The sequence below is a fragment of the Endoryza foliicola genome, from assembly GCF_050589245.1.
Lineage (GTDB): Bacteria > Bacteroidota > Bacteroidia > Chitinophagales > Chitinophagaceae > Endoryza > Endoryza foliicola.
Genome location: NZ_JBOBEW010000008.1, coordinates 24603 through 44863, shown reverse-complemented (window position 1 = coordinate 44863; position 20261 = coordinate 24603). Strand labels below are relative to the sequence as shown.

Below are 20261 nucleotides of genomic sequence, written 5' to 3'. Positions count from 1 at the left end.
GACTCAATTTTTGAATCTTACTTTACGAACACATCTTGTATGAAAGCGATTTTCCTAACGATCACGTTGTTTACCTGCTTATTTAATTGCTATTCTCAACTAGATTTAAATGGTAAAGATAAATCGATATCTAGAGCGTATAAGTATAAGATGACCATTGTTGTTTGGGGATTGGAAAAAATTAGTCGAATGAAAGTAGAGGCAGCTGCAATTAATAAGAAAGAAGGAGTTACGGATTATTCAGGGTTTTTAAAACAGCATCAATACGACAGTCTTACTGTTAGGCAAAAGTTTACCTATGCTATGATGTATCCCGAAACATTTGCTCAGATTTGCTCAATTTCTTTGGAAACAGAGAGCGAAGACAAAATAATAAAGTTCTACTTGCCTCGACTATCGGGCGATTTTCAACTTAGCCAAAGACAAAGAAATTTTTTGATAAGAAATAAAGACTCAGTCAGTTTTTATATTAAAGAGTTGACTCAGTTAAATCATCAGATGGGCTTAAATCTAAAGAATGCGATTGCCATTGCCAATATTACTGAGCTAATTCCACTTATTATTTCTGAATACAGGGCGAATACGCATGATCATTATTTGTTGACTTTGTTGATACATTTAATGGAACAGAACAAATCGCCTGAATTTTTGGAATCTTCTTTCTTTAAAGAAGTGGCTAAAAACGGATCTTACTATAATGCTTCGGTTGCATATACAGCGAGTAATGTTGAATACGTCATTTCTTCAGCTCTTAAATTCTATTATGCGCAGAATAAAAAATAGCCTGTTTTTTTTGCTGCTGCCTTTTTTTGCAAATGCCCAATTGGAATTTGTAAAAATTCCTGCGGGAACGTATTCTTTAGGAAGTAAACTACATGGACTCAACAAAGCTCATAAAGTTCGGTTAGATAGTTTCTGGATCTCAACCACAGAAATCACCAATGCTGAGTTCGACCGTTTTGTGAGTAACTCCCATTATGTTACCGATGCAGAAAAAAGACACAATGCCATGGTTTTTGAACCGGGCCTTCGGGAGTTTGAGTGGATGGAAGATTCAACAGCGTATTGGAGGTTTCCAAATGGGGTGAGTAGGGGAGGAATTGAAAACAAAATGAATCACCCAGTCACCTGTATCAGTTACCGCGATGCGCAAGCTTATTGCAAATGGGCGGGGTATCGTTTGCCCACGCTCGACGAATGGGAAGCGGCCGCAAGAGCCAACACAAGAACAGATTTTTTCTTCGGAGCCAACAATCAACTCATTCACCAATATGCAAACATCTGGAAAGGGGTAGATCACTTAAAGGCCGATAGCACAGATGAATTTGTTTATACCGCACCGGTAAAATCTTTTGCGCCCAATGCTTTTGGATTGTACGATATGTACGGGAATGTATTTGAGTTTTGTTCAAGAAAACCTTTTGGTGCTACTGCTAAACCCGGTGTAGTGCATGCCCGTGGCGGTAGCTGGTGGTGCAGCATTCATTCCTGTGGTTTCTTCAACAGTGTAGATATAGGTAGAGTGGCGAGTATTGCTTCGTTTAGTAATCAGGGGTTTAGGGTGGTGAGGCAGTAGGTGTGAGGTGTTAGGCTTTAGGCTTTAGGTTTTACCGCAGCGGCGCAGCGAACGCAGCGGTTTCGCAGCGGTTTTCTTTACTTCTCATCCTCGTTCATGTATTCCCCCTGTTCCTCTCCCTGTTCTTTCTCTGTATTTCCTCCGTCTTCGATCCTCCGTCCTCCCTCCTGTATTCCGGCTGTTCCATTATTAATTATTACTTATTAATTATTAATTACCCCCGGCTGTTTCATTCTTAATTCTTAATTCTTACTTCTTAATTACTGCTTCGCTCCCGGTTTCACCAACCTCACCACCGCACTACTATTCTCATTCGCATACAAACGTGCTTCGTAACGCTTATCACCCACAATGGCTACCATGTAAGAAGTATTAGGAGGAATGGAACCGAGGTTTTCAGCTACCATCACCAGTTCATTATCATCGCCCAAGTCGGATGCTTTGATTGAAATGGTGTAAGCATTTTCGGTTAACCGAATATGTTCGAAAATCATTTTGTTGTTCAAGAATAAAGCGATGGAGTCGCCGTCTACTTGAGCATTGTCGTAAAAGCGTATTTCAATAAGTTCCGATGTTACGGGGATCACTGTTTGCATCACTTTTTTTCTGCTCTCGAATTTTTTCTGATTCGCAGAAAGTTCGGGTGCAGGGATTTCTGCAAGTTTCGGACTCGGTGCAGTGATTACAATAGGAGCCGGTGGGGGCGTATTTGCCACAATGATCATTGGTCGTGGACCAATTTCAGGCTCGTCTACAAATGGAGTAGTTCCTTGTTTTTTACTGTATTCGGCAATGATCTTAGGATCGTTGGCACCTACGAAATAGTTTTCTATCACAAAATCCCAATCGTCTATAAAAACAGTTTCTTTTGTTTTTTCGAGATGAAGGTATTGCTTGTCGCTATCTTTCGATTCTTTATTATTAGCGGTGCCATCGAGCATCATTTGTGTATTGCCCGGGCAATTGAAATCTGCCACATTTAGAAATCCGTTCGGTCCTCCCTTGGTATTGATGCCGCCATTTGAGTGATCTTCAATCAGGAAATCATCCCACCAAACCACTTCATTGGTTTCCGTATCGAAATACCCTTTTATGGCGTAGCGTTTATAGTTGTTTTTCGAAGTATAATAGTAGGAGGTTCCGGTAAGACTGTCGCCGCTTTTGATGATTTTTACTTCAACCTTTGTCTGCTGAATTTTCCCCTTCCAAGCACCCGTAATGGTTTGTGCACGGCCGGGCAACAAAATCAAGCTGAACGATGTTATAAGTAGGAGCGTAAAATACTTCACGGGACAAGTTTTGTCTTTAACGAAGAATGCTCCGGTATATTTTGCTTTAAGTTTACTTTAACGAAGCAGAAAAAGGTTCAACAAGCCTTGATTGTCACCTGTTTAAATTTGTAAATTAGAACCATGGCACAAGCAAATATTCAACTCATCGAAGGCCTCCGCAAGGCGGCGGCTAATTTACGCAACGGCGCTTATTATGCCTGGGGGCATCATGGCGGCTGCAACTGTGGTAATCTTATACAGGTTATCACTGAATTGAGTAAGGAAGAAATTGTGAGCTATGCTCATCAAGGAGCAGGGGAGTGGACGGAAATTGCCGACGACTACTGCAATATCACTTCCGCACCGCTGATGTTCATCATGAGCAAGCTGGAAGGAGTGGGGATGACTCCAACCGACTTCCACAATCTAGAGTACCTAGAAGACCGCAGCGTGCTCAATAAACTTCCCGGTGGATTCCGATGGCTCAAAAGAAACCAACGTGAAGATGTAATTGTGTACATGGAAACTTGGGCGAACCTCCTCGAGGAACAATTGGCCAATGAAGTGGTGATCAATTGGTCTGAACTCAAACAAGACCTCTCTATTCCGGTGTAAACTTATCGTGTAACCACAAATAATACGGCCGCAGTCTCTATTGAACTGCGGCCGTTATTTTTTTGATCAGGATTTACAGGATTGAAGGATTTTCAGGATGATTATTTACCTCCCTCAGTTCTTACTTTTGCATTGCCTCCCTTCCCGCATCCTCGTCTCCTCTCATCCTCCATCCTTTATCCCCCTGTTCTTTCTCTGTATTTCCTCGCTCCTCGTTTCCTCTCATTCTCGTTCCTCCTCTAAAACCCCTTCTTCCCTTTTTCCTTCTCCTTCGCAATGGTATCCAACATCTCTTTCACTGCTGCTTCAATTTGAGCGTCTTTGCCTTTCAAGAAGTCTTCGTATTTCAAAGGCACTCTAATATCGGGTTCTAGTTGAAGATTTTCAGTAGGTCTGTTTTCTTTACCAATAGTGGCTACCATTGGAATACCGAACACGATGGTTGGATCAATTTGTGTTTCCCACCAAACGGCTGTTCCGGTGCCGGGTACAGGCATACCCACCAACTTACCAATGCCGTTTTGTTTGTATACATAAGGGAAAATAAACGCATCACTGTAATTGCTTTCGCTCATCAATACAACACTTGGCTTTGCCCATCTGCCCATTGGCTCCCCATCTTTCAATCGATTTCCTTGTGGAGCAAAATCTAAGTAACGCTTAGCGCTAAGGAAGGTATTCAAGTCGTCGTGCAACCAACCACCTCCGTTGAAACGAGTATCAACGATCAGCGCTTCTTTGTCGAAATTTTTACCCAAGGCTTCGTCGTAGGTAGAACGGTAACTTCCATCGTTCATACCTTGAACGTGAACATAGCCAACTTTACCGCCACTTAATTTGGTCACCATTTCATCCATCTTCTTCACCCAACGCTTGTACATCAAGCCGCTTTCTTCTCCAAAGCTGATAGGTTTGATGGTCTCTTCATAACGTGTATTAGTAGCTGGATCGAACACAGATATCAATGTGTTCTTTCCGGTTTTTCTGTTTAAAAACTTCGCCCAGTCTACCGCATCAGTGATGGCTTCTCCATCAATTTTTTCAATGATCACGCCCGATTTTAGCTTGCTGCTGGCTTTATCGAAAGGACCTCCTTCAATTACCTCACTTACTTTCAATCCATTTCCGGTAAAGGTTTCATCATATAGTAATCCCAAAGTTGCTGTTGCATCGGGGTTTTGCATTTGAGGACTATAACGACCACCCGTATGTGATGCATTCAGTTCTCCTAAGAATTCTCCAAGCAAATCTTGGAAATCATAGTTGTTGCTGATATGGGGTAAGAATTTCGCATATTGATCGTGGAATCCTTTCCAGTCAATTCCATGAATTTTTGGATCATAGAATTTTTTCTGTACCTGACGCCATGCGTGATCGAAAATATAAGCTCTTTCTTCTGCAGCATTCAACACCATTTCACCATTGATGGCAATGGGGCTTACTTTACCGCTTTCGTCTACTTTCACCAATGAACCATTATTGGTAACAAAAAGTGATTTCCCGTCTTTGCTCATTTCAATACCACTAGGGCTACCACCAAGCTTTGCCAGAATCTTTGTTTCTCTGGTTCTAGGTTCGGTTACCCACAAATCGAATCCTTTTTCAAATGAGGCGAGGTAGTAAACTTTGCTTCCATCATTGTTCACTACATAGTCGGAAATGGAAGCACTGTTAATAGTAAGTTTAGTGATGCGCGATTTAAAGTCTTCCAAATTCAATTCACTGCTCGCTTTTTTATCAGCAGGCTTTGCTTTGATAGAAGTATCCGATTTGTCTTTCTCTTCTTTTTCTTTCAGTAAAGCATAATCATCCTTGCTCAACTTGTAACGGTCAAACAATTCTTGATCAAAGAAGCCGGCATAAATATCTACTTCTCTGCTACCTTGCATCGCTAAACTCTTTCTACCATCGCGCGCACTGGTCCAGGTCATGGCCTTTCCATTCAAAGCCCATTTAGGACTGTTCTGGCCAAATCCGCTTTTATTGGGATGTTGAATTTCACCCGTACCGTCTGCTTTAATCAATGCCGCGTTACCGGTAAACCAGTTGCCTTCGCTGTCGTCAGTGATGATCCATTTTCCATCAGGACTCCAGTTGAAATCCCAATCTCCATCACTATAAGAATAGTTTCTTCCTTCAGGAAGCAAGGTGCGGGTTTGCTTTGTTACAGTGTTGAATACTTTCAAAATATTGCGCTCTGCTACGTATGCAATTTCTTTTCCGTCGGGACTGAATTTGGGTTGAAATTCTTCAGCCGGAGAATTGATGATGGCCTCTTCATTAATAACAGTTGAAGCAAAAAAGTAAGGTTCTTCTTTTCTTGCAATGGTCGCCTTCATGATGTCCCAGCTATTCGTGCGTTCGGCAGCATAGATCAAACTTCTGCCATCGGGACTCCATTGAACCATTCTTTCTTGTTGCGGAGTATTGGTGATGCGTTTGGTTTGTCCACCTTCTACACTTGTAACAAATACTTCCCCTCTGTTTACAAAGGCAATTTCTTTTCCATTTGGAGAAAGTGCGAATTGCGTTACGTTTCCATTGATGGATACGTTCTTCTCCACGCCGGCTCTGCCATCATTGTAAATTTGAATGGCTATTTTTTCAGGTTTGCCGCCATCTTTTTGCGTGTAAATTTCACCTTCGTATGTGTAGCAAAGTGTATTGTTATTACTGATACTCAGATTGCGAACAGGATGTGTTTTGAAGCTAGTGATGCTTTGTTCTGCCATTTTATTCAGAACAGGCGCTTTGTAAATATTTTGAGTGCCGTTCTTTTCGCTTAAATAATACACAAATTGATCATCGCTGCTGAATACGGGTTCTCTATCTTCACCTTCAAAACCACTCAACTGACGATAGGTGTTGGATTTTACATCCATCAACCAAATATCTCTGGTAACAGAAGAAGTGTGGTGCTTTCTTAGTGCATCTTCATATCCCTTTCTATCTTGAAATACAATTTGAGTGCCCTTGCTGTTGTAGTGAGCGTTTTCGAAACCTGCAGAGGAAATTAAGACCGGACGGCCACCGCTTACAGGAACCGTGTATAAGTTTTGAAACAGACGTGGGCTGTAGAAGCGAATGTTTTCAGCCGGTATGTTTCTTGAACTGGTAAACAGCACTTGTTTATTGTCGACACTGAAATCGGAAGGATAGTCCGGAGCGCTGTTGTAGGTTAGGCGAACCGGGGTTCCACCGGTTGCGGGCATTACAAAAACGTCGAAGTTTCCATGACGATCGCTTGCAAACGCAATGGACTTTCCATCGCGGCTCCAAACAGGCATCATATCATGTGCTTCGTGAATGGTCAATGGAATGGCTACCCCTCCCGTTGCATCCACTCTATAAATATCACCTTTGTATCCAAAGGCAATGGTTTTGCCATCGGGACTGATCGCCGGATAGCGCATCCACATGGGCGCAGTTTGAGCCATGCTGCTAAAACCCGCCGCCAAACAAGCAAATAGTAAATAAATTTTTCTCATATATCTGAATTTAAACAATACAAGTTATTCAATTATCAATCGATTTCGGAAGCTTTTGGACGAATGGTGAATAGTAAGTGTAAAACTGAACTTAACTTTCGCTTCATTTTAGAACGATACTTTGCATTATGAACAAATTGACTCTTCTGATCGGCTTATTGTTGCTTTCTGTTAGTGGTTTTTCTCAGCATATTGGTGTTATGACCTTCAATATTCGGCTCAATGTTGCCTCCGACAGTGCTAACGCTTGGCCCAACAGGAAAGCTTTTGCCGCCTCGCAAATCCTTTTTCACGACGCGCAATTAGTAGGTGTTCAGGAAGCGCTTTTCGACCAAATGCTAGACCTGCAAGCAGCCTTGCCCGGCTATAAATACGTGGGTGTTGGAAGAGACGATGGAAAAGAGAAAGGTGAATTCTCGGCTATTTTTTATGATTCAGCCCGCTTCAAAGCATTGAAGCAGGGAACTTTTTGGCTGAGTTTGACGCCAACAGTGCCCGGCTCCAAAAGTTGGGATGCTGCTATTACGAGGATTGTTTCATGGGCCTATTTTCAGGACTTGAAGACGAAGAAGAAATTTTGGATGTTCAATACGCATTTCGATCACATTGGGAAAATAGCTCGAGCAAACAGTGCCAGGCTTTTAATGGAAGAAGTACAACGCATGGCCGGAAAAGAACAAGTGATTGTGACTGGTGACTTTAATGCTACGGTAAATGATGAACCGATTCAGATAATTGAACAAGCCGCTCCGCCCTTAAAACTCATCAATACTTTATATGTTACGAAGACGCCACACTATGGTCCCAGTGGCACTTTCAATGGATTCAAATCAGCCGAACTTTCTGATTTTGCAATCGATCATATTTACCTGAAAAATGGTGGAACCGTATTGAAGCATGCTACGCTTTCACAAACTTGGAAAGGTCGTTTCAGTTCCGATCATTTTCCTGTATATGCGTTGATTAAACTGTAAGTGTTATGCAGCCTAAAGCCCAACACCTAAAGCCTAACAACCTAACGCCTAAAACCTACTCCCCATGCCCCATCAACTCACCCAATTACTCAATCAATACAAAGATCAGTTTGCTGATCCGGTTCCTTTCGATCGTTCAAAGGATCAAGTGTTATTGTTGGATTTTACGGCTACCAACTTACAACTAACAGCAGAAATCCTCCTTGATACTGCCAAATTCTCGCAGTATGTTTCATCGGAGTTAACAGTTCATCAAGCACGTTACGGATGGGGCGGTTATATGGAGCATCGTACGGTGTATAGCCGCAGCAAGGTGTTTGATCCGGTGGATGGGTCGGAGCCAAGAAGACTTCATCTCGGTATTGATATTTGGGGAGAAGTGGGTACACCTGTGTATTCATTTATGGACGGCACAATTGAATCGATTGCCGATAACAATCGCTTTGGCGATTATGGCGCCACTATAATAGTTGCTCATCAATTGGAAGAGCGATCGTTTTATGCTTTGTATGGACATTTATCTGCAGCGGATTTAACTCGATTTAAGAAGGGTGATAAAATAAGCAAAGGCGATTTGTTAGCTCATTTTGGTCCACCTGCAGAAAACGGTCATTGGCCACCACATTTGCATCTTCAATTGATGCTCGACTTGCAGGGATGGGTAGGCGATTATCCCGGTGTGTGCGAACTTTCTAAACGAGAACAATACGCAGCTAATTGCCCCGATCCTGTTTATCTCCTGCCTTGGAAAAAGTAAGCGAAGTAATTACAAAACTTGCTGTAAAATTGCAGCATGAATGCAATTGAATTAAAAGCAAGTCTTACCGCTAATCAACCCCCATCATCTTTATCGGTGTATCATCAAGCACTGTGGTGGGAAGCCAAAGGGAATTGGGACAAAGCCCACACACTTATTCAAGATTTGCCCGATAGAAATGCTGCATGGATTCATGCCTATTTGCACCGCGTAGAAGGCGATCAATGGAACGCAGATTATTGGTATCGTAAAGCATCAAAGCCTTCTTGTAAGTTAAGTTTAGAGCAGGAGTGGGAGGAGTTGGTGATGGGAATTAATAATTAATAAGTAATAATTAATAATGGAACAGCCGAGTACAGGAGGGAGGATGGAGGTAGGAGGAAGGAGTCTGGTTTTGCGAAGCAAAAGCAGTCGAGTCTATCCCGTGAGGAACGATACGGGACAGGCGAAGCCGTTGCGGGAAGGGAGGAAATACACACAAACTGCCAGCGCTGCGGTACCGCCGCGCACGCTGCGCCGTTGCGGTGAAAAGAAATAATGATGAAACAGTCACGAATACTGAATCGAAGATAAGAGGTAACGAAAAACGATGAAATTCAGGGAGACTGCCAGCGCTGCTGTAAAAGAAAATAAACTCCGCGACCCCTTCGCGAACTTTGCGTTCTCAGCGGTGAACACACAACTCAACTTTCTTTCTGATATCCTTAACAATAACCCCACTAAATCGCCTAAAATAGACATCCCACGGGCACTTTAACAAAATATTATTCGTAACTTGTAGTGTTTGGCAAAGGATTTACTTTTATTTACGGTAGAACTTTAAACCCCTTAAGTATGGACGGAAAGAAACATAAAATTCTTCTTTGCGAAGATGACCCTAACCTGGGAATGGTATTGAAAAATTACTTGGAGCTCAATGATTTTGATGTTACTCTGGAGCGCGATGGCCGTTTAGGCTTAGCCGCTTTCCAACGTGAAAAATTCGAATTGTGTTTGCTCGATATTATGATGCCTCATATGGATGGCTTTACACTCGCTGAAGAAATTCGCGATGTAGATCCTGATATCCCCTTATTCTTCTTGAGTGCGAAAACCATGAAAGAAGACATTATTCAGGGATATAAATTGGGAGCGGATGATTATATCACCAAGCCTTTCGATAGCGAAGTATTGTTGCTCAAAATCAAAGCAATTTTAAAACGCAACGAAGAAGTAACCAAAGAAGCCGAAAACAAAGAATTCGATTTAGGCTCTTACCACTTCAACCCTAAATTGAGAGAGTTGATTCACGCCGGTAAAACACAAACTCTTTCTCCTAAAGAGAACGAGTTATTGAAAATGTTGGCGGAACACCTCAACGACTTGCTTCCTCGTGAGCAAGCCCTCAAAAAAATCTGGGGTAGTGATACTTATTTCAACGGACGAAGCATGGACGTTTATATTGCCAAACTTCGTAAGTATCTGAAAGAAGATAGTTCAATTGAAATCGTAAACATTCACGGTAATGGCTTCCGCTTGGTAGCTCCGGTGAATGCATAAGAAAATACTTGTTCTCTGTTTTTTATTGAAGAGGCGCGGTTGTACATCAATTGCGCCTCTTTTTAATTAATAGGTAATAATTAAGAATTAATAATTGGGCACGTTGATTAGATGAATTTTAGTTGCATTCTAGGTGCCAGTGCATGTAGTATCCATGCTGAGTATAAACTCCCAATCACTATAACAAACTGGGAAAAAAGGATTGCATTTCTCAATAAGGCCGAAGGCCTCATTATTAATTATTAATTATTAATTCTTAATTAATAATTAAAGCTCCAGCGTCAAACTCCCCGGTGTTCCCGGTTTCTTCCCCAAATGCTCATATGCTTTGTAAGTTGCCTCTCTTCCTCTAGGGGTTCGTTTGATGAATCCTTCTTGAATCAAAAAAGGTTCGTATACTTCTTCTAAAGTTCCCGGTTCTTCCCCTACCGCTGTGGCAATGGTGGTAATCCCTACCGGACCTCCTTTGAACTTATCAATGATGGCATTCAAGATTCGGTTGTCCATATCGTCTAGTCCGTGCTCATCTACATTAAGCGCGCGAAGTGCGTGTTGTGTTATTCCTAAATCGATAGCCCCATCGTTCAGTACTTGTGCAAAATCTCTGACCCTTCTCAACAATCCATTTGCAATACGAGGGGTACCCCTACTTCTACGGGCAATTTCACCGGCGGCATCGGTGCTTATTTGGGTGTTCAAAATACCCGCTGCTCGCAATACAATTTTCTGCAAGGTATCACCTTGATAGTATTCCAATCTTGATTTAATAGCGAAACGCGACAAAAGCGGTGCCGTCAATAAACCACTGCGTGTAGTAGCGCCAATTAATGTAAATGGATTCAAATTCAATTGGATGCTTCTGGCATTGGGTCCACTATCGATCATGATATCGATTCGGTAGTCCTCCATTGCAGCATACAAGTATTCCTCCACAACCGTACTCAAGCGATGGATTTCATCTATAAACAATACATCATTGGGTTCTAAACTGGTGAGAAGACCTGCTAAGTCGCCGGGCTTTTCTATAACCGGTCCGGAAGTTTCTTTAATATTTACCCCTAATTCATTCGCAACAATTCTCGACAAAGTTGTTTTTCCTAATCCGGGCGGTCCATGAAACAATACATGATCCAATGCTTCGCCTCGAATTTTTGCCGCTTTTATAAAAATGGTAAGGTTCTCGATCAACTGTGGCTGACCGGCAAATTCCTTGATGGCTGCCGGCCGTATATTATTTTCAAACTCCCGCTCCGCTGCCGAAAGTCCTCCTTTATCACTGTTTAAATTAGGGTTAGCCATGTCTCAAAATTATGGTTTCTACAGGCAGCTTTTTTGAAATTGTTCTAATTAATAAATAGAATTCTACCCATATTCCATGAATCTACTGGTTTTCATTTAAATTTTTTTAATATTTAATAAAATGTTAAATTGAACCTCAACCAAAAACTTCCTTATGAATCGAATTAGACTCTCTCTTAGTCTTATTGCATTATTGGCCAGTGGGGTTGCCATGGCACAAAAACCCACAAAATCTATTGCTGCCCGTGAAGGCCTTTATCCCGAATTTATTGAGTTCTCAGCCGCCGACGCACCAAAATTCAGCGCCGGCCAAGTGCTATTAACCGCTGAAAACGGAGTAGCTCGCAGTTCCGTTGCTTCGAAATTGGCTGCGCGCGAAACCGACAGAATTGGTATGGAGCACTTCCGCTACAACCAAGTTTTAAATGGTTACGTTGTTGAAAACACTGCTTACATCGTTCACACTAAAGCAGGAAAAATAATGAGCCAAAACGGTGTTTGGGTAAAAGAAGAAATTGCTTCTTCTTTAAAAACTGCTGCTTCTATTGATGAGCCTACGGCGCTAAAAATGGCCATGTCTTATATCGGAGCTTCTACTTACAAATGGCAGATTCCCGATGAAGAATTAGCGCTGAAAGATGAAATGAACAACAGAGGTGCAACCTATTTCCCCAAAGGACAATTGGTGTATTATTCAGGTGTTGGTGAAGTGAATCCTTCCAATCTACAATTGACGTACAAGTTTGATATTTATTCTCAGTTTCCTCTTGGTCGCAAAGTTGTTTATGTTGACGCAAATGCGGGAACTATTATTGGTGAAAATGATTTGATCAATACCGTTGACGCGGCCGGTTCTGCTACAACTGCTTATTCCGGCGTTCAAGCAATTACAACCGATAATACCGGAACAACATATCGTTTAAGAGAAACAGGCAGAGGTCTCGGCGTGCAAACGCTTGACATGCGTGTAGCGGGCACCAACTACAATGCTGCTGTTGATTTTACAGATGCAGATAATAGCTGGAACAACGTTAATGCTAACAAAGACCAATACGCTACTGACGCACATTGGGGAGCAGAAAAAACATATGATTTTTACCTGACTAAGTTCGGTCGTAATAGTATCGACAATGCAGGCTACCAATTAAGAAGCTATGTTCACGTGAACTTGGTTGCTTTTGGTTATGCCAATAATATCAATGCGTTTTGGGATGGCACTAGAATGAGCTATGGTGATGGCGGAACTTCCGGCACAACCACTTACTCTCCTTTAACAACACTTGACATTGCCGGTCATGAAATTACCCACGGATTAACAAGCCGCACTTCAAATCTGGTTTACTCGAATGAGTCTGGAGCTTTAAATGAAGCATTCAGTGATATCTTGGGTACTTCTATTGAATGGTTTGGCAAAGGAACAGGAAACTGGACTTTAGGCGATGAAATCGGAGGAATTTTTAGAAGCATGTCAAACCCGAATTTGTATGGTGACCCCGATACGTATCAAGGTACCAATTGGGCTACCGGAACTGCCGACAATGGTGGTGTGCATACGAACAGTGGCGTGTTGAACTTTTGGTTCTACTTACTTACTACCGGTGGATCAGGTACCAACGATAAAGGTTTCGCTTACAACGTTACCGGTATTGGTATCGACAAAGCTGCCGCAATAGCTTATAGAACCAACACTGTATATTTAACTGCTAATTCAAACTATGCCGCTGCGAGAACTTATGGTATTAAATCTGCTGAAGACTTATATGGTGTAGGAAGTGTAGAAGCAGTTCAAACTGCCAACGCTTTCGATGCCGTAGGTGTAACCGCAGTAGTAGTGCCTCCAACTTGTACTGATACGTATGAGGCAAACGAAACTAGAACAGCTGCCAAAGTAATTGCACTGAATACTGACATCAATGCTAAAATTGGAAGCTCAACCGATAAAGACTGGTTCCGTTTTACAACCGTAACCGCACAGCCTAAATTCAAAGTTACTTTGAGTGGCTTGGCTGCTGATTACGACCTACGTCTTTACAATAGTTCAGGTTCACAATTGGCAATCTCACAAAACTCTGGTACTACTTCAGAAACCATCACTCGTAATACTGCAACTGCAGGTGCTACTTATTATCTTCAAGTGTATGGCTTCAGTGGCGCCAATAGTGCTTCTTGTTATACCTTGAAAGTGCAAACAAGTGCAACGAACTTGTTTGGAATTGATGAAAATGCCGGTATCTTGAAATCAGACGCTACTACTAAACCAGGCGTTTATCCAAACCCTGCCCGCAATACCGTAACCGTTCGATTTGTTTCTCAAGCAACTGCTCAGAAAGAAATCAATATCACCGATATGTTGGGTAGAATTGTTTACCGTCAGCGTGTAGCAGCTGTAGAAGGCATGAACAATGTTACCATCTCTTTGCCAACCATCAACACAGGTGTGTACGTGGTGAAAGTAGATCAAGAACAAGTTTCTAAACTAACCATCGCCAAATAAGAATAACATTCGCTTTATTAAAAAAATCCTGACCTTTGCGGTCGGGATTTTTTTATGAATGTAAATCAACGATTATGAGAATTACGGCAGACATGAAATTGAAAAATCTAATTGTAATCGGCGACCGCGTTTTGATTCGTCCATCTCGCCCAAACGAACGCACCGAAAGCGGACTCTACCTTCCTCCGGGCGTTCAAGAAAAAGAAAAAGTACAGCAAGGCTATGTCATAAAAGCCGGTCCCGGTTATGCCATTCCTATGCCCATTGAAGAAGAAACCTGGAAAGGAGAGGAGGATAAAATTAAATATGTACCCCTTCAGGTAAAAGAAGGCGATCTGGCCATCTTTTTGGTGAGCGGTTCTACAGAAGTGGTGTATGAAAATGAAAAGTACTTTATTGTTCCACAAAGTGCTATCTTAATGTTGGAACGAGAAGAAACTATTTAACCCTATCTTATATAATTTATGGCAACTGCACAAGACTTCTTAAGCGCCGTTCAATCGGGCTACACTTTTAAAGGAAATTCAGCGGTTATTGGTCTGGGAATGTTAGATGGACATCCCGTTCCTGATGCCCTTGTGAAACTTCCTTTTAAAACCATGAACCGTCACGGACTGGTCGCCGGTGCCACCGGTACCGGTAAAACCAAAACCTTACAAGTGCTGGCCGAATCCTTAAGTGATGCCAGTATTCCTGTTTTGCTGATGGATATCAAAGGCGACTTGAGCGGTATTGCTGCAGCCGGTACCCTAAACGATAAAATCAAAGAGCGACTCGCACAAATTGGTCAAGAATACAAACCCACGGCCTATCCGGTAGAATTGCTTACTCTAAGTGATCAAAAAGGAGTGCGACTACGCGCAACTGTGAGCGAATTCGGTCCGATTCTACTTTCTAAAATTCTTGGATTGAATGATACGCAGGAAGGATTGGTGTCTTTAATTTTCAAGTATTGCGACGACAATAAAATGCCTTTGCTCGATTTGAAAGATTTTACCAAAACCCTTCAATACATTTCCAATGAAGGAAAAGCTTCTATCGAAAAAGACTACGGAAAAATTTCTACCTCTTCTACCGGTACCATTCTCCGAAAAGTAATTGAACTGCAACAACAAGGAGCCGATGTATTTTTTGGTGAACCAAGCTTTGACGTAGACGATCTCATGCGAATCAGTGACGACGGTCGTGGGATGATTTCAGTACTTCGTGTTACCGATATGCAAAGCAAGCCAAAACTCTTCTCCACTTTCATGTTGAGTTTGTTAGCCGAATTGTACGGTAGCTTACCGGAAGAAGGCGATATCGATCAGCCCAAATTAGTATTGTTTATCGATGAAGCACACTTGGTATTCCAAGAAGCAACAGAAGCGTTGTTGCAGCAATTGGAAACAGTGATCAAATTGATCCGATCAAAAGGAGTAGGGATCTTTTTCTGTACACAAAATCCTCAAGACATTCCCGCAAGTATCTTGGCTCAATTAGGATTGAAAGTACAGCACGCCCTACGTGCTTTCACTGCAGCTGATCGCAAAACCATTAAACAAGCCGCCGAAAACTATCCTGAATCTGATTTCTATAAAACAGAAGAATTACTGACCCAGCTTGGTATTGGAGAAGCCTTTATTACTCTTTTAAACGAGAAAGGGATTCCAACTCCGCTGGTTCATACCATGTTGGTGCCTCCTAAGAGTAGAATGGATATTTTGTCAGACGATGAAATCAATTCACTGGTTTCTTCATCAAAGTTGGTGAAGAAGTACGCTCAAACGGAAGACAGCGAAAGTGCTTATGAAATTCTGACTGCGAAGCTGGAAGAGGCTTCTACGAAAGAACAAGAACAAGAGCAAGCTGAACAGGAAGAAAAAGCTGAAAAGAAGCCGGCAAAAGAAGAAAAGTCGACCATCGAAAAAGTATTGGACAGCTCAGTTACTCGTCAAATTGGTAGAACGGCTGCTAGCATCATTACTCGTAGTTTGTTAGGAGCCTTAGGTTTGGGTGGAAGAAGTTCTTCTAGGAAAAAATCAGGTTGGCTTTAATGGAGCGATAACAGATCACCTTTCAGGTGTTTTAATTTATTTTCTGCCTGCATGTGTCGAATCACTTCCCAAATTTGTTGATTCGAATATGCAGGTAGTTTTTTTATAAGATCATTAATGCGCTCCGGTTTTTCATGAAGCACAGCAGAAATGCTATTTTTTAAATGCAAGAATTCAGTTTCTGAAAGTGGTTTCTTTTTGTATTCAACACAGTTATCGCAAATGCCACAACGATGCTTGATAGGTGCTCCAAAATAGGCTGCAATTAATTGTCCCCTGCAACTATGACGGTCGTAAATGAATTGAAGAAAAGCTTCCATGCGTTCGAGGTATACATGCTTTCTTTCTGCCAATCTGTTTAAGTCAATTGTCAAATGCTCAGAAGCTACTCGATCAAAGTGTACGTACAATTGTGGATCATTTTTCGTGGGTTGATAATCTACAATATGATGTTGATGCAAATGGTGCAAAGTATCGTACACTAGTTGTTTGTCGATACCAAGCGCTCTTGCAACCATGAATTCATTGATAACTGCCGGTCTGTCAAAAATTCCCTCATAGCTTCTAAGCAGAGTTTTGATGATATCGTCCCATTCCGGCTGTGTTTTTTCCAGTTCATGAATTCGTTGTTTCGAACAAGTGAATACCAATTTTGAAGGTTGAAGCAACTGTTCGTTGAAACTGATGATGGATTCTTGTGACAAAATTTGCAAAACCGCTGTTATGGTGAACCCATCAATATGAAACTTGTAGCCAAAGTCATTCAAGTCAAAGTCGAAATACTGTTCACCTCCGGCATGCACGGGCAATTGCAGGTAATTCATCAAAGCTTGATATACCGATCGAATGGTTTCCAAGTCGGGAAAACGCTTTTCAATTTTTTGCCGCAGCTGTTCAGGGTCACCTGTTTGATAAAGCAATACTGCATACGATTTATTCCCATCTCTACCCGCTCTTCCTGCCTCTTGATAATAGTTCTCCAAACAATCGGGCAAGTCGGCATGCACCACTATTCGAACATCAGGCTTATCGATACCCATTCCGAAGGCATTGGTACAAGCCATGATACGAATTTCGTTTTTGATCCAAGCTTCTTGCTTTTCATTGCGTTGTTCCTGACTTAAACCGGCATGATAATAGTCGGCAGAAATGCCTTGTAACTGCAATAGATCTGCTATTTCCTTGGTTCTTCTTCTACTACTGCAATACACCAATCCGGAGCCATCAACTTTTTCAAAGATTTCTAAAAGTTTGGCGTTTTTCGAATCTACTTCTCGCACACTATAACTTAGATTGGGACGCTCAAAACTTTGTTGGAACAAATTAGGTTCGGTGAATTCCAATTGCTCCATAATGTCTTCTTGCACTCTAGGAGTAGCCGAAGCCGTTAGCGCTAGTATGGGAACATCGGGTAGTTCGGGACGAATATTTTTGATGCGTAAATAGGGTGGACGAAAATCATAACCCCATTGCGATACGCAATGCGCTTCGTCTACTGCAATTAAATTGATGTCAAGTCTATTGAGTTGTTCCTTAAACAAGGCTGTTTCCAATCGCTCAGGAGAAACGTATAGAAACTTACAATTGCTTTCGGAAGCCAATTGAAAGGTTTGAAGTACTTCTTTGCGATTCATCCCTGAAAAAATAGCAAATGCCGTGATGCCTCTCCTCCTTAATTGCTCTACTTGATCTTTCATCAAGGCAATCAAGGGTGAAATCACTAAACAAAGTCCGGGCTTGCAAAGTGCCGGTACTTGATAACAAATGGATTTTCCCCCTCCGGTAGGAAGAAGGGCGAGGGTGTCTTTTCCGGATAAAATAGACTCGATAATGTCTTCCTGCAAAGGCCGAAACTGATCGTACCCCCAGTAATTCTTTAACACAGCAATGGGTGAGCTCACGGAAGACATATCAGCTAAGATAGCAATAAATAAAATGAACAAAAGCGCTACACATATTTCAGTTGTACTCCGGCGATATTTCCGCTCTCTTTATAAATCATCTCCGCGCATCTCCTTCCCTCCTTCCCTTTGCGATGAACAAGCTCTCCATTTACACAACCTTCTTCACAAACAATCGCACCGAGTTCACCGCCAGCACCACATCACTCAATCCCATGATCAATGCTCCATACGTTGGTCCATAAGTCCCCAACAATCCGAATGCAGCCACCGGAATGGCAATGATATTATAAGAAAAGGCCCAGAAAAGATTCTGTTGAATGGTAATAAAACTATGCTTTCCTAATCCCAAAGCAAGAGGTAGATTACCCAATCCCTTATTCATCAACACTACATCCGCAGTTTGAATAGCAACCTGCGAAGCCTCACTCATTGAAATGCCAATAGTAGCTTTCGCAAGTGCGGGAGCATCATTGATACCATCACCCACCATAGCAGTTGGTTGTTCTTGATTGAGTTTTTCAATCATCGCTAATTTCTGCTCGGGGGTTTGTTCTGCTATCACTTGATCAATTCCCAGTTCACTTGCAACGGGGGTGCAATTCGATTTGGTATCGCCGCTTAACAAGATCGTCTTAATTCCTTTTGCATGGAGATAGCTGACTACCTTGGCCGCTTCCGGACGAATAAGGTCTTTTACATCAATCCAAGCAAGCAATGTATTGTTTTTGACAATGTAAACGTTGTGCGCATTTTCCGCAGAAGCACCCGGTGCAATTCGGTAAGAACCGGCCCAGAATTCATTTCCTTCAATATCCGTTGCTTTTACGCCTTTTCCTTTGATCTCTTCAACACTTTTCCAACGGAATACATCGGTTCTTGTAAATGCTTTGGAAACCGATAACGCAATGGGGTGGTTGGAGAATTTTTCTAAAGAATAGGCAAGTTTTTTTATTTCATCCTCGGTATAGCTTGAATCAACAACCGTTAATTGTTTGATTTCAAAAGTGCCGGTTGTTAACGTGCCTGTTTTATCGAATACCACTTGACGAATGTTCTTGAATAGCTCCAAGCTTTTGGCATTTCTAAACAAAATACCCGAGCGAGCCGCTCTTCCCAATCCAACAGCGATTGCGGCAGGAGTGGCTAGTCCCATTGCGCAAGGACACGCAATAACCAATACTGCCACACTTCTCATCAAGGCTTCTGTGAAATTGTGTAAGATCAGATAGTTTAAAATGAAAGTGAGAGCAGTGATCACCAGTACAACCGGTACGAAAATAGCGCTGATTTTATCTGCTAGTTGCTGAACCGGTGGTTTCTCTCCTTGTGCTTGTTTTACTAAGTTGATGATGTTTGCTAAAACGGATTCATTGGCAGGACTGGTTACTTGAGCCTTCACCAATCCATCGGCAACAATACTACCGCCAATGAGCGTGTCTTTTTTTGTTTTGCTAATGGGTAAACTCTCACCGGTTACAATGGCTTCGTTTACGGTAGCCGATCCGGAGAGAATTCTACAATCGGCCGGAACTTGTTCGCCCGATTTAATTAAGATCAAATCTCCTGAGCGTAGGGTATTGTTTTCAACTTGAAAATGAAGTTCTTGGTGTTGATCGTCGTAGGCAATCATGGTTGCCAATACTTTCTGACTCTTGCTGAGTTTCGTTAAAGCACGTTGAGTTGTTTGAAGCGTACTGTCTTCCAGAAAATTACCCAACAAAATCAAACTCACTATTGTAGCAGTTGTTTCGAAAAACAATTGATCAGAAGGCCATCCCAAAAACATTCCTACTACACTGTAAGCAAATGAACTGGTGGCACCAATGGTAACCAGTACATTCATATTGGGCATTTTGTTTCTTACGCTAACCCAAGCACTTTTGGCAAAGAGGTACATGCCAATTCCGTATACCGGCAAACAAAGGGCAAATTGAATCCAAGGATTCATCATGAAATGAACCCAATGTTTTACTACCGGAATCATGTGCAACATGAGTAAGAGGGTAGGGCCGGCAGTTATCAAAAGGAATTTCAGGTATTTATTGAGCGCCTTTTTTTCTGTGGTGTCTATCTTGCCCACTTCGCCCACTACTTTATACCCAAGACTGTCGATTCCTTTTTTTATTTTACCGGTATCTTCTGCGCCTTCAACCACATCAAAACTAACTTCCCCGCTCATTAGGTTTACTTTCACATCTGAAAGTCCTTTTTGTTCCAGGAACTTGCTTACGGTAAGTGCACAATTCGCACAGGTCATACCATCTACTTTCCAAAACACTTTTTCCATAGTTCATTAATTTACGATACA

15 protein-coding genes are annotated in these 20261 nt (G+C 41.9%); 10 read left to right on the top strand and 5 right to left on the bottom strand.

Going from position 1 to position 20261, the window contains the following annotated elements; all coding sequences use genetic code 11:
• Positions 1-39: 39 nt before the first annotated feature.
• Positions 40-783, top strand: coding sequence for a hypothetical protein (locus ACQ2HE_RS16975; RefSeq protein WP_430901268.1), 744 nt, complete (start codon positions 40-42; stop codon positions 781-783).
• The gene (locus ACQ2HE_RS16970) at positions 764-1576 is read left to right on the top strand and encodes a formylglycine-generating enzyme family protein (protein ID WP_430901266.1); all 813 of its coding nucleotides are present in this window, start codon (positions 764-766) and stop codon (positions 1574-1576) included. The genes ACQ2HE_RS16975 and ACQ2HE_RS16970 overlap by 20 nt, the downstream gene beginning before the upstream one ends.
• A 260-nt stretch (positions 1577-1836) precedes the next feature.
• Here the strand turns inward: ACQ2HE_RS16970 and ACQ2HE_RS16965 are convergent, their stop codons facing one another.
• Positions 1837-2865 carry a hypothetical protein gene (locus ACQ2HE_RS16965; RefSeq protein ID WP_430901264.1) on the bottom strand — a complete coding sequence of 343 codons (1029 nt, stop codon included), beginning with the start codon at positions 2863-2865 and terminating at the stop codon, positions 1837-1839.
• A gap of 123 nt (positions 2866-2988) precedes the next feature.
• Between ACQ2HE_RS16965 and ACQ2HE_RS16960 the strand changes: the two genes are divergently transcribed.
• Entirely contained in the window at positions 2989-3462 is a 474-nt protein-coding gene (locus ACQ2HE_RS16960) for a hypothetical protein (protein WP_430901262.1), read from the top strand.
• A 239-nt stretch (positions 3463-3701) separates the two neighbouring features.
• On the opposite strand, the gene ACQ2HE_RS16955 is transcribed toward ACQ2HE_RS16960, so the two are convergent.
• A complete protein-coding gene (locus ACQ2HE_RS16955; RefSeq protein WP_430901260.1) occupies positions 3702-6950 on the bottom strand; it encodes a S41 family peptidase in 3249 nt (1082 codons plus the stop codon).
• A gap of 128 nt (positions 6951-7078) precedes the next feature.
• Here ACQ2HE_RS16955 and ACQ2HE_RS16950 point away from each other — a divergent pair, with 128 nt between their 5' ends.
• The 4 genes from ACQ2HE_RS16950 to ACQ2HE_RS16935 all read left to right on the top strand — a co-directional run bounded on the left by ACQ2HE_RS16950 (position 7079) and on the right by ACQ2HE_RS16935 (position 10220).
• The gene (locus ACQ2HE_RS16950; RefSeq protein ID WP_430901258.1) at positions 7079-7924 is read left to right on the top strand and encodes an endonuclease/exonuclease/phosphatase family protein; all 846 of its coding nucleotides are present in this window, start codon (positions 7079-7081) and stop codon (positions 7922-7924) included.
• A gap of 64 nt (positions 7925-7988) precedes the next feature.
• Complete coding sequence (locus tag ACQ2HE_RS16945) at positions 7989-8681, top strand: peptidoglycan DD-metalloendopeptidase family protein (protein ID WP_430901256.1); 693 nt, start codon at positions 7989-7991, stop codon at positions 8679-8681.
• 36 nt (positions 8682-8717) lie between these two features.
• A complete protein-coding gene (locus tag ACQ2HE_RS16940; protein WP_430901254.1) occupies positions 8718-9005 on the top strand; it encodes a hypothetical protein in 288 nt (95 codons plus the stop codon).
• 510 nt (positions 9006-9515) lie between these two features.
• Positions 9516-10220, top strand: a complete 705-nt coding sequence (locus tag ACQ2HE_RS16935) for a response regulator transcription factor (protein WP_430901252.1) — start codon at positions 9516-9518, stop codon at positions 10218-10220.
• Between the two features lie 267 nt (positions 10221-10487).
• On the opposite strand, the gene ruvB is transcribed toward ACQ2HE_RS16935, so the two are convergent.
• Positions 10488-11519 (bottom strand): Holliday junction branch migration DNA helicase RuvB, encoded by a 1032-nt coding sequence (ruvB, locus tag ACQ2HE_RS16930; protein WP_430901250.1) that lies wholly within the window; start codon positions 11517-11519, stop codon positions 10488-10490.
• A 154-nt stretch (positions 11520-11673) separates the two neighbouring features.
• On the opposite strand from ruvB, the gene ACQ2HE_RS16925 reads away from it, so the two are divergent.
• From ACQ2HE_RS16925 to ACQ2HE_RS16915, 3 genes are all read left to right on the top strand, one after another.
• The gene (locus tag ACQ2HE_RS16925; RefSeq protein WP_430901248.1) at positions 11674-14013 is read left to right on the top strand and encodes a M4 family metallopeptidase; all 2340 of its coding nucleotides are present in this window, start codon (positions 11674-11676) and stop codon (positions 14011-14013) included.
• Positions 14014-14087: 74 nt separating this feature from the next.
• The gene (locus tag ACQ2HE_RS16920) at positions 14088-14459 is read left to right on the top strand and encodes a co-chaperone GroES (protein ID WP_430901246.1); all 372 of its coding nucleotides are present in this window, start codon (positions 14088-14090) and stop codon (positions 14457-14459) included.
• An 18-nt stretch (positions 14460-14477) separates the two neighbouring features.
• Positions 14478-16049 (top strand): helicase HerA-like domain-containing protein, encoded by a 1572-nt coding sequence (locus tag ACQ2HE_RS16915; protein WP_430901244.1) that lies wholly within the window; start codon positions 14478-14480, stop codon positions 16047-16049.
• Here ACQ2HE_RS16915 and ACQ2HE_RS16910 read toward each other — a convergent pair.
• Positions 16046-17959, bottom strand: coding sequence for a RecQ family ATP-dependent DNA helicase (locus ACQ2HE_RS16910; protein ID WP_430901242.1), 1914 nt, complete (start codon positions 17957-17959; stop codon positions 16046-16048). The genes ACQ2HE_RS16915 and ACQ2HE_RS16910 overlap by 4 nt on opposite strands.
• A 142-nt stretch (positions 17960-18101) precedes the next feature.
• Positions 18102-20240, bottom strand: coding sequence for a heavy metal translocating P-type ATPase (locus ACQ2HE_RS16905; protein WP_430901240.1), 2139 nt, complete (start codon positions 20238-20240; stop codon positions 18102-18104).
• Positions 20241-20261: the final 21 nt, after the last annotated feature.

Excerpts from the sequence above, each read along its gene's own strand:
- ACQ2HE_RS16975 (WP_430901268.1), top strand. The coding sequence starts at position 40 with ATGAAAGCGATTTTCCTAACGATCACGTTGTTTACCTGCTTATTTAAT.
- ACQ2HE_RS16970 (WP_430901266.1), top strand. The coding sequence starts at position 764 with ATGCGCAGAATAAAAAATAGCCTGTTTTTTTTGCTGCTGCCTTTTTTT.
- ACQ2HE_RS16960 (WP_430901262.1), top strand. The coding sequence starts at position 2,989 with ATGGCACAAGCAAATATTCAACTCATCGAAGGCCTCCGCAAGGCGGCG.
- ACQ2HE_RS16955 (WP_430901260.1), bottom strand. The coding sequence starts at position 6,950 with ATGAGAAAAATTTATTTACTATTTGCTTGTTTGGCGGCGGGTTTTAGC.
- ACQ2HE_RS16950 (WP_430901258.1), top strand. The coding sequence starts at position 7,079 with ATGAACAAATTGACTCTTCTGATCGGCTTATTGTTGCTTTCTGTTAGT.
- ACQ2HE_RS16945 (WP_430901256.1), top strand. The coding sequence starts at position 7,989 with ATGCCCCATCAACTCACCCAATTACTCAATCAATACAAAGATCAGTTT.
- ACQ2HE_RS16940 (WP_430901254.1), top strand. The coding sequence starts at position 8,718 with ATGAATGCAATTGAATTAAAAGCAAGTCTTACCGCTAATCAACCCCCA.
- ACQ2HE_RS16935 (WP_430901252.1), top strand. The coding sequence starts at position 9,516 with ATGGACGGAAAGAAACATAAAATTCTTCTTTGCGAAGATGACCCTAAC.
- ruvB (WP_430901250.1), bottom strand. The coding sequence starts at position 11,519 with ATGGCTAACCCTAATTTAAACAGTGATAAAGGAGGACTTTCGGCAGCG.
- ACQ2HE_RS16925 (WP_430901248.1), top strand. The coding sequence starts at position 11,674 with ATGAATCGAATTAGACTCTCTCTTAGTCTTATTGCATTATTGGCCAGT.
- ACQ2HE_RS16920 (WP_430901246.1), top strand. The coding sequence starts at position 14,088 with ATGAGAATTACGGCAGACATGAAATTGAAAAATCTAATTGTAATCGGC.
- ACQ2HE_RS16915 (WP_430901244.1), top strand. The coding sequence starts at position 14,478 with ATGGCAACTGCACAAGACTTCTTAAGCGCCGTTCAATCGGGCTACACT.
- ACQ2HE_RS16910 (WP_430901242.1), bottom strand. The coding sequence starts at position 17,959 with ATGTCTTCCGTGAGCTCACCCATTGCTGTGTTAAAGAATTACTGGGGG.
- ACQ2HE_RS16905 (WP_430901240.1), bottom strand. The coding sequence starts at position 20,240 with ATGGAAAAAGTGTTTTGGAAAGTAGATGGTATGACCTGTGCGAATTGT.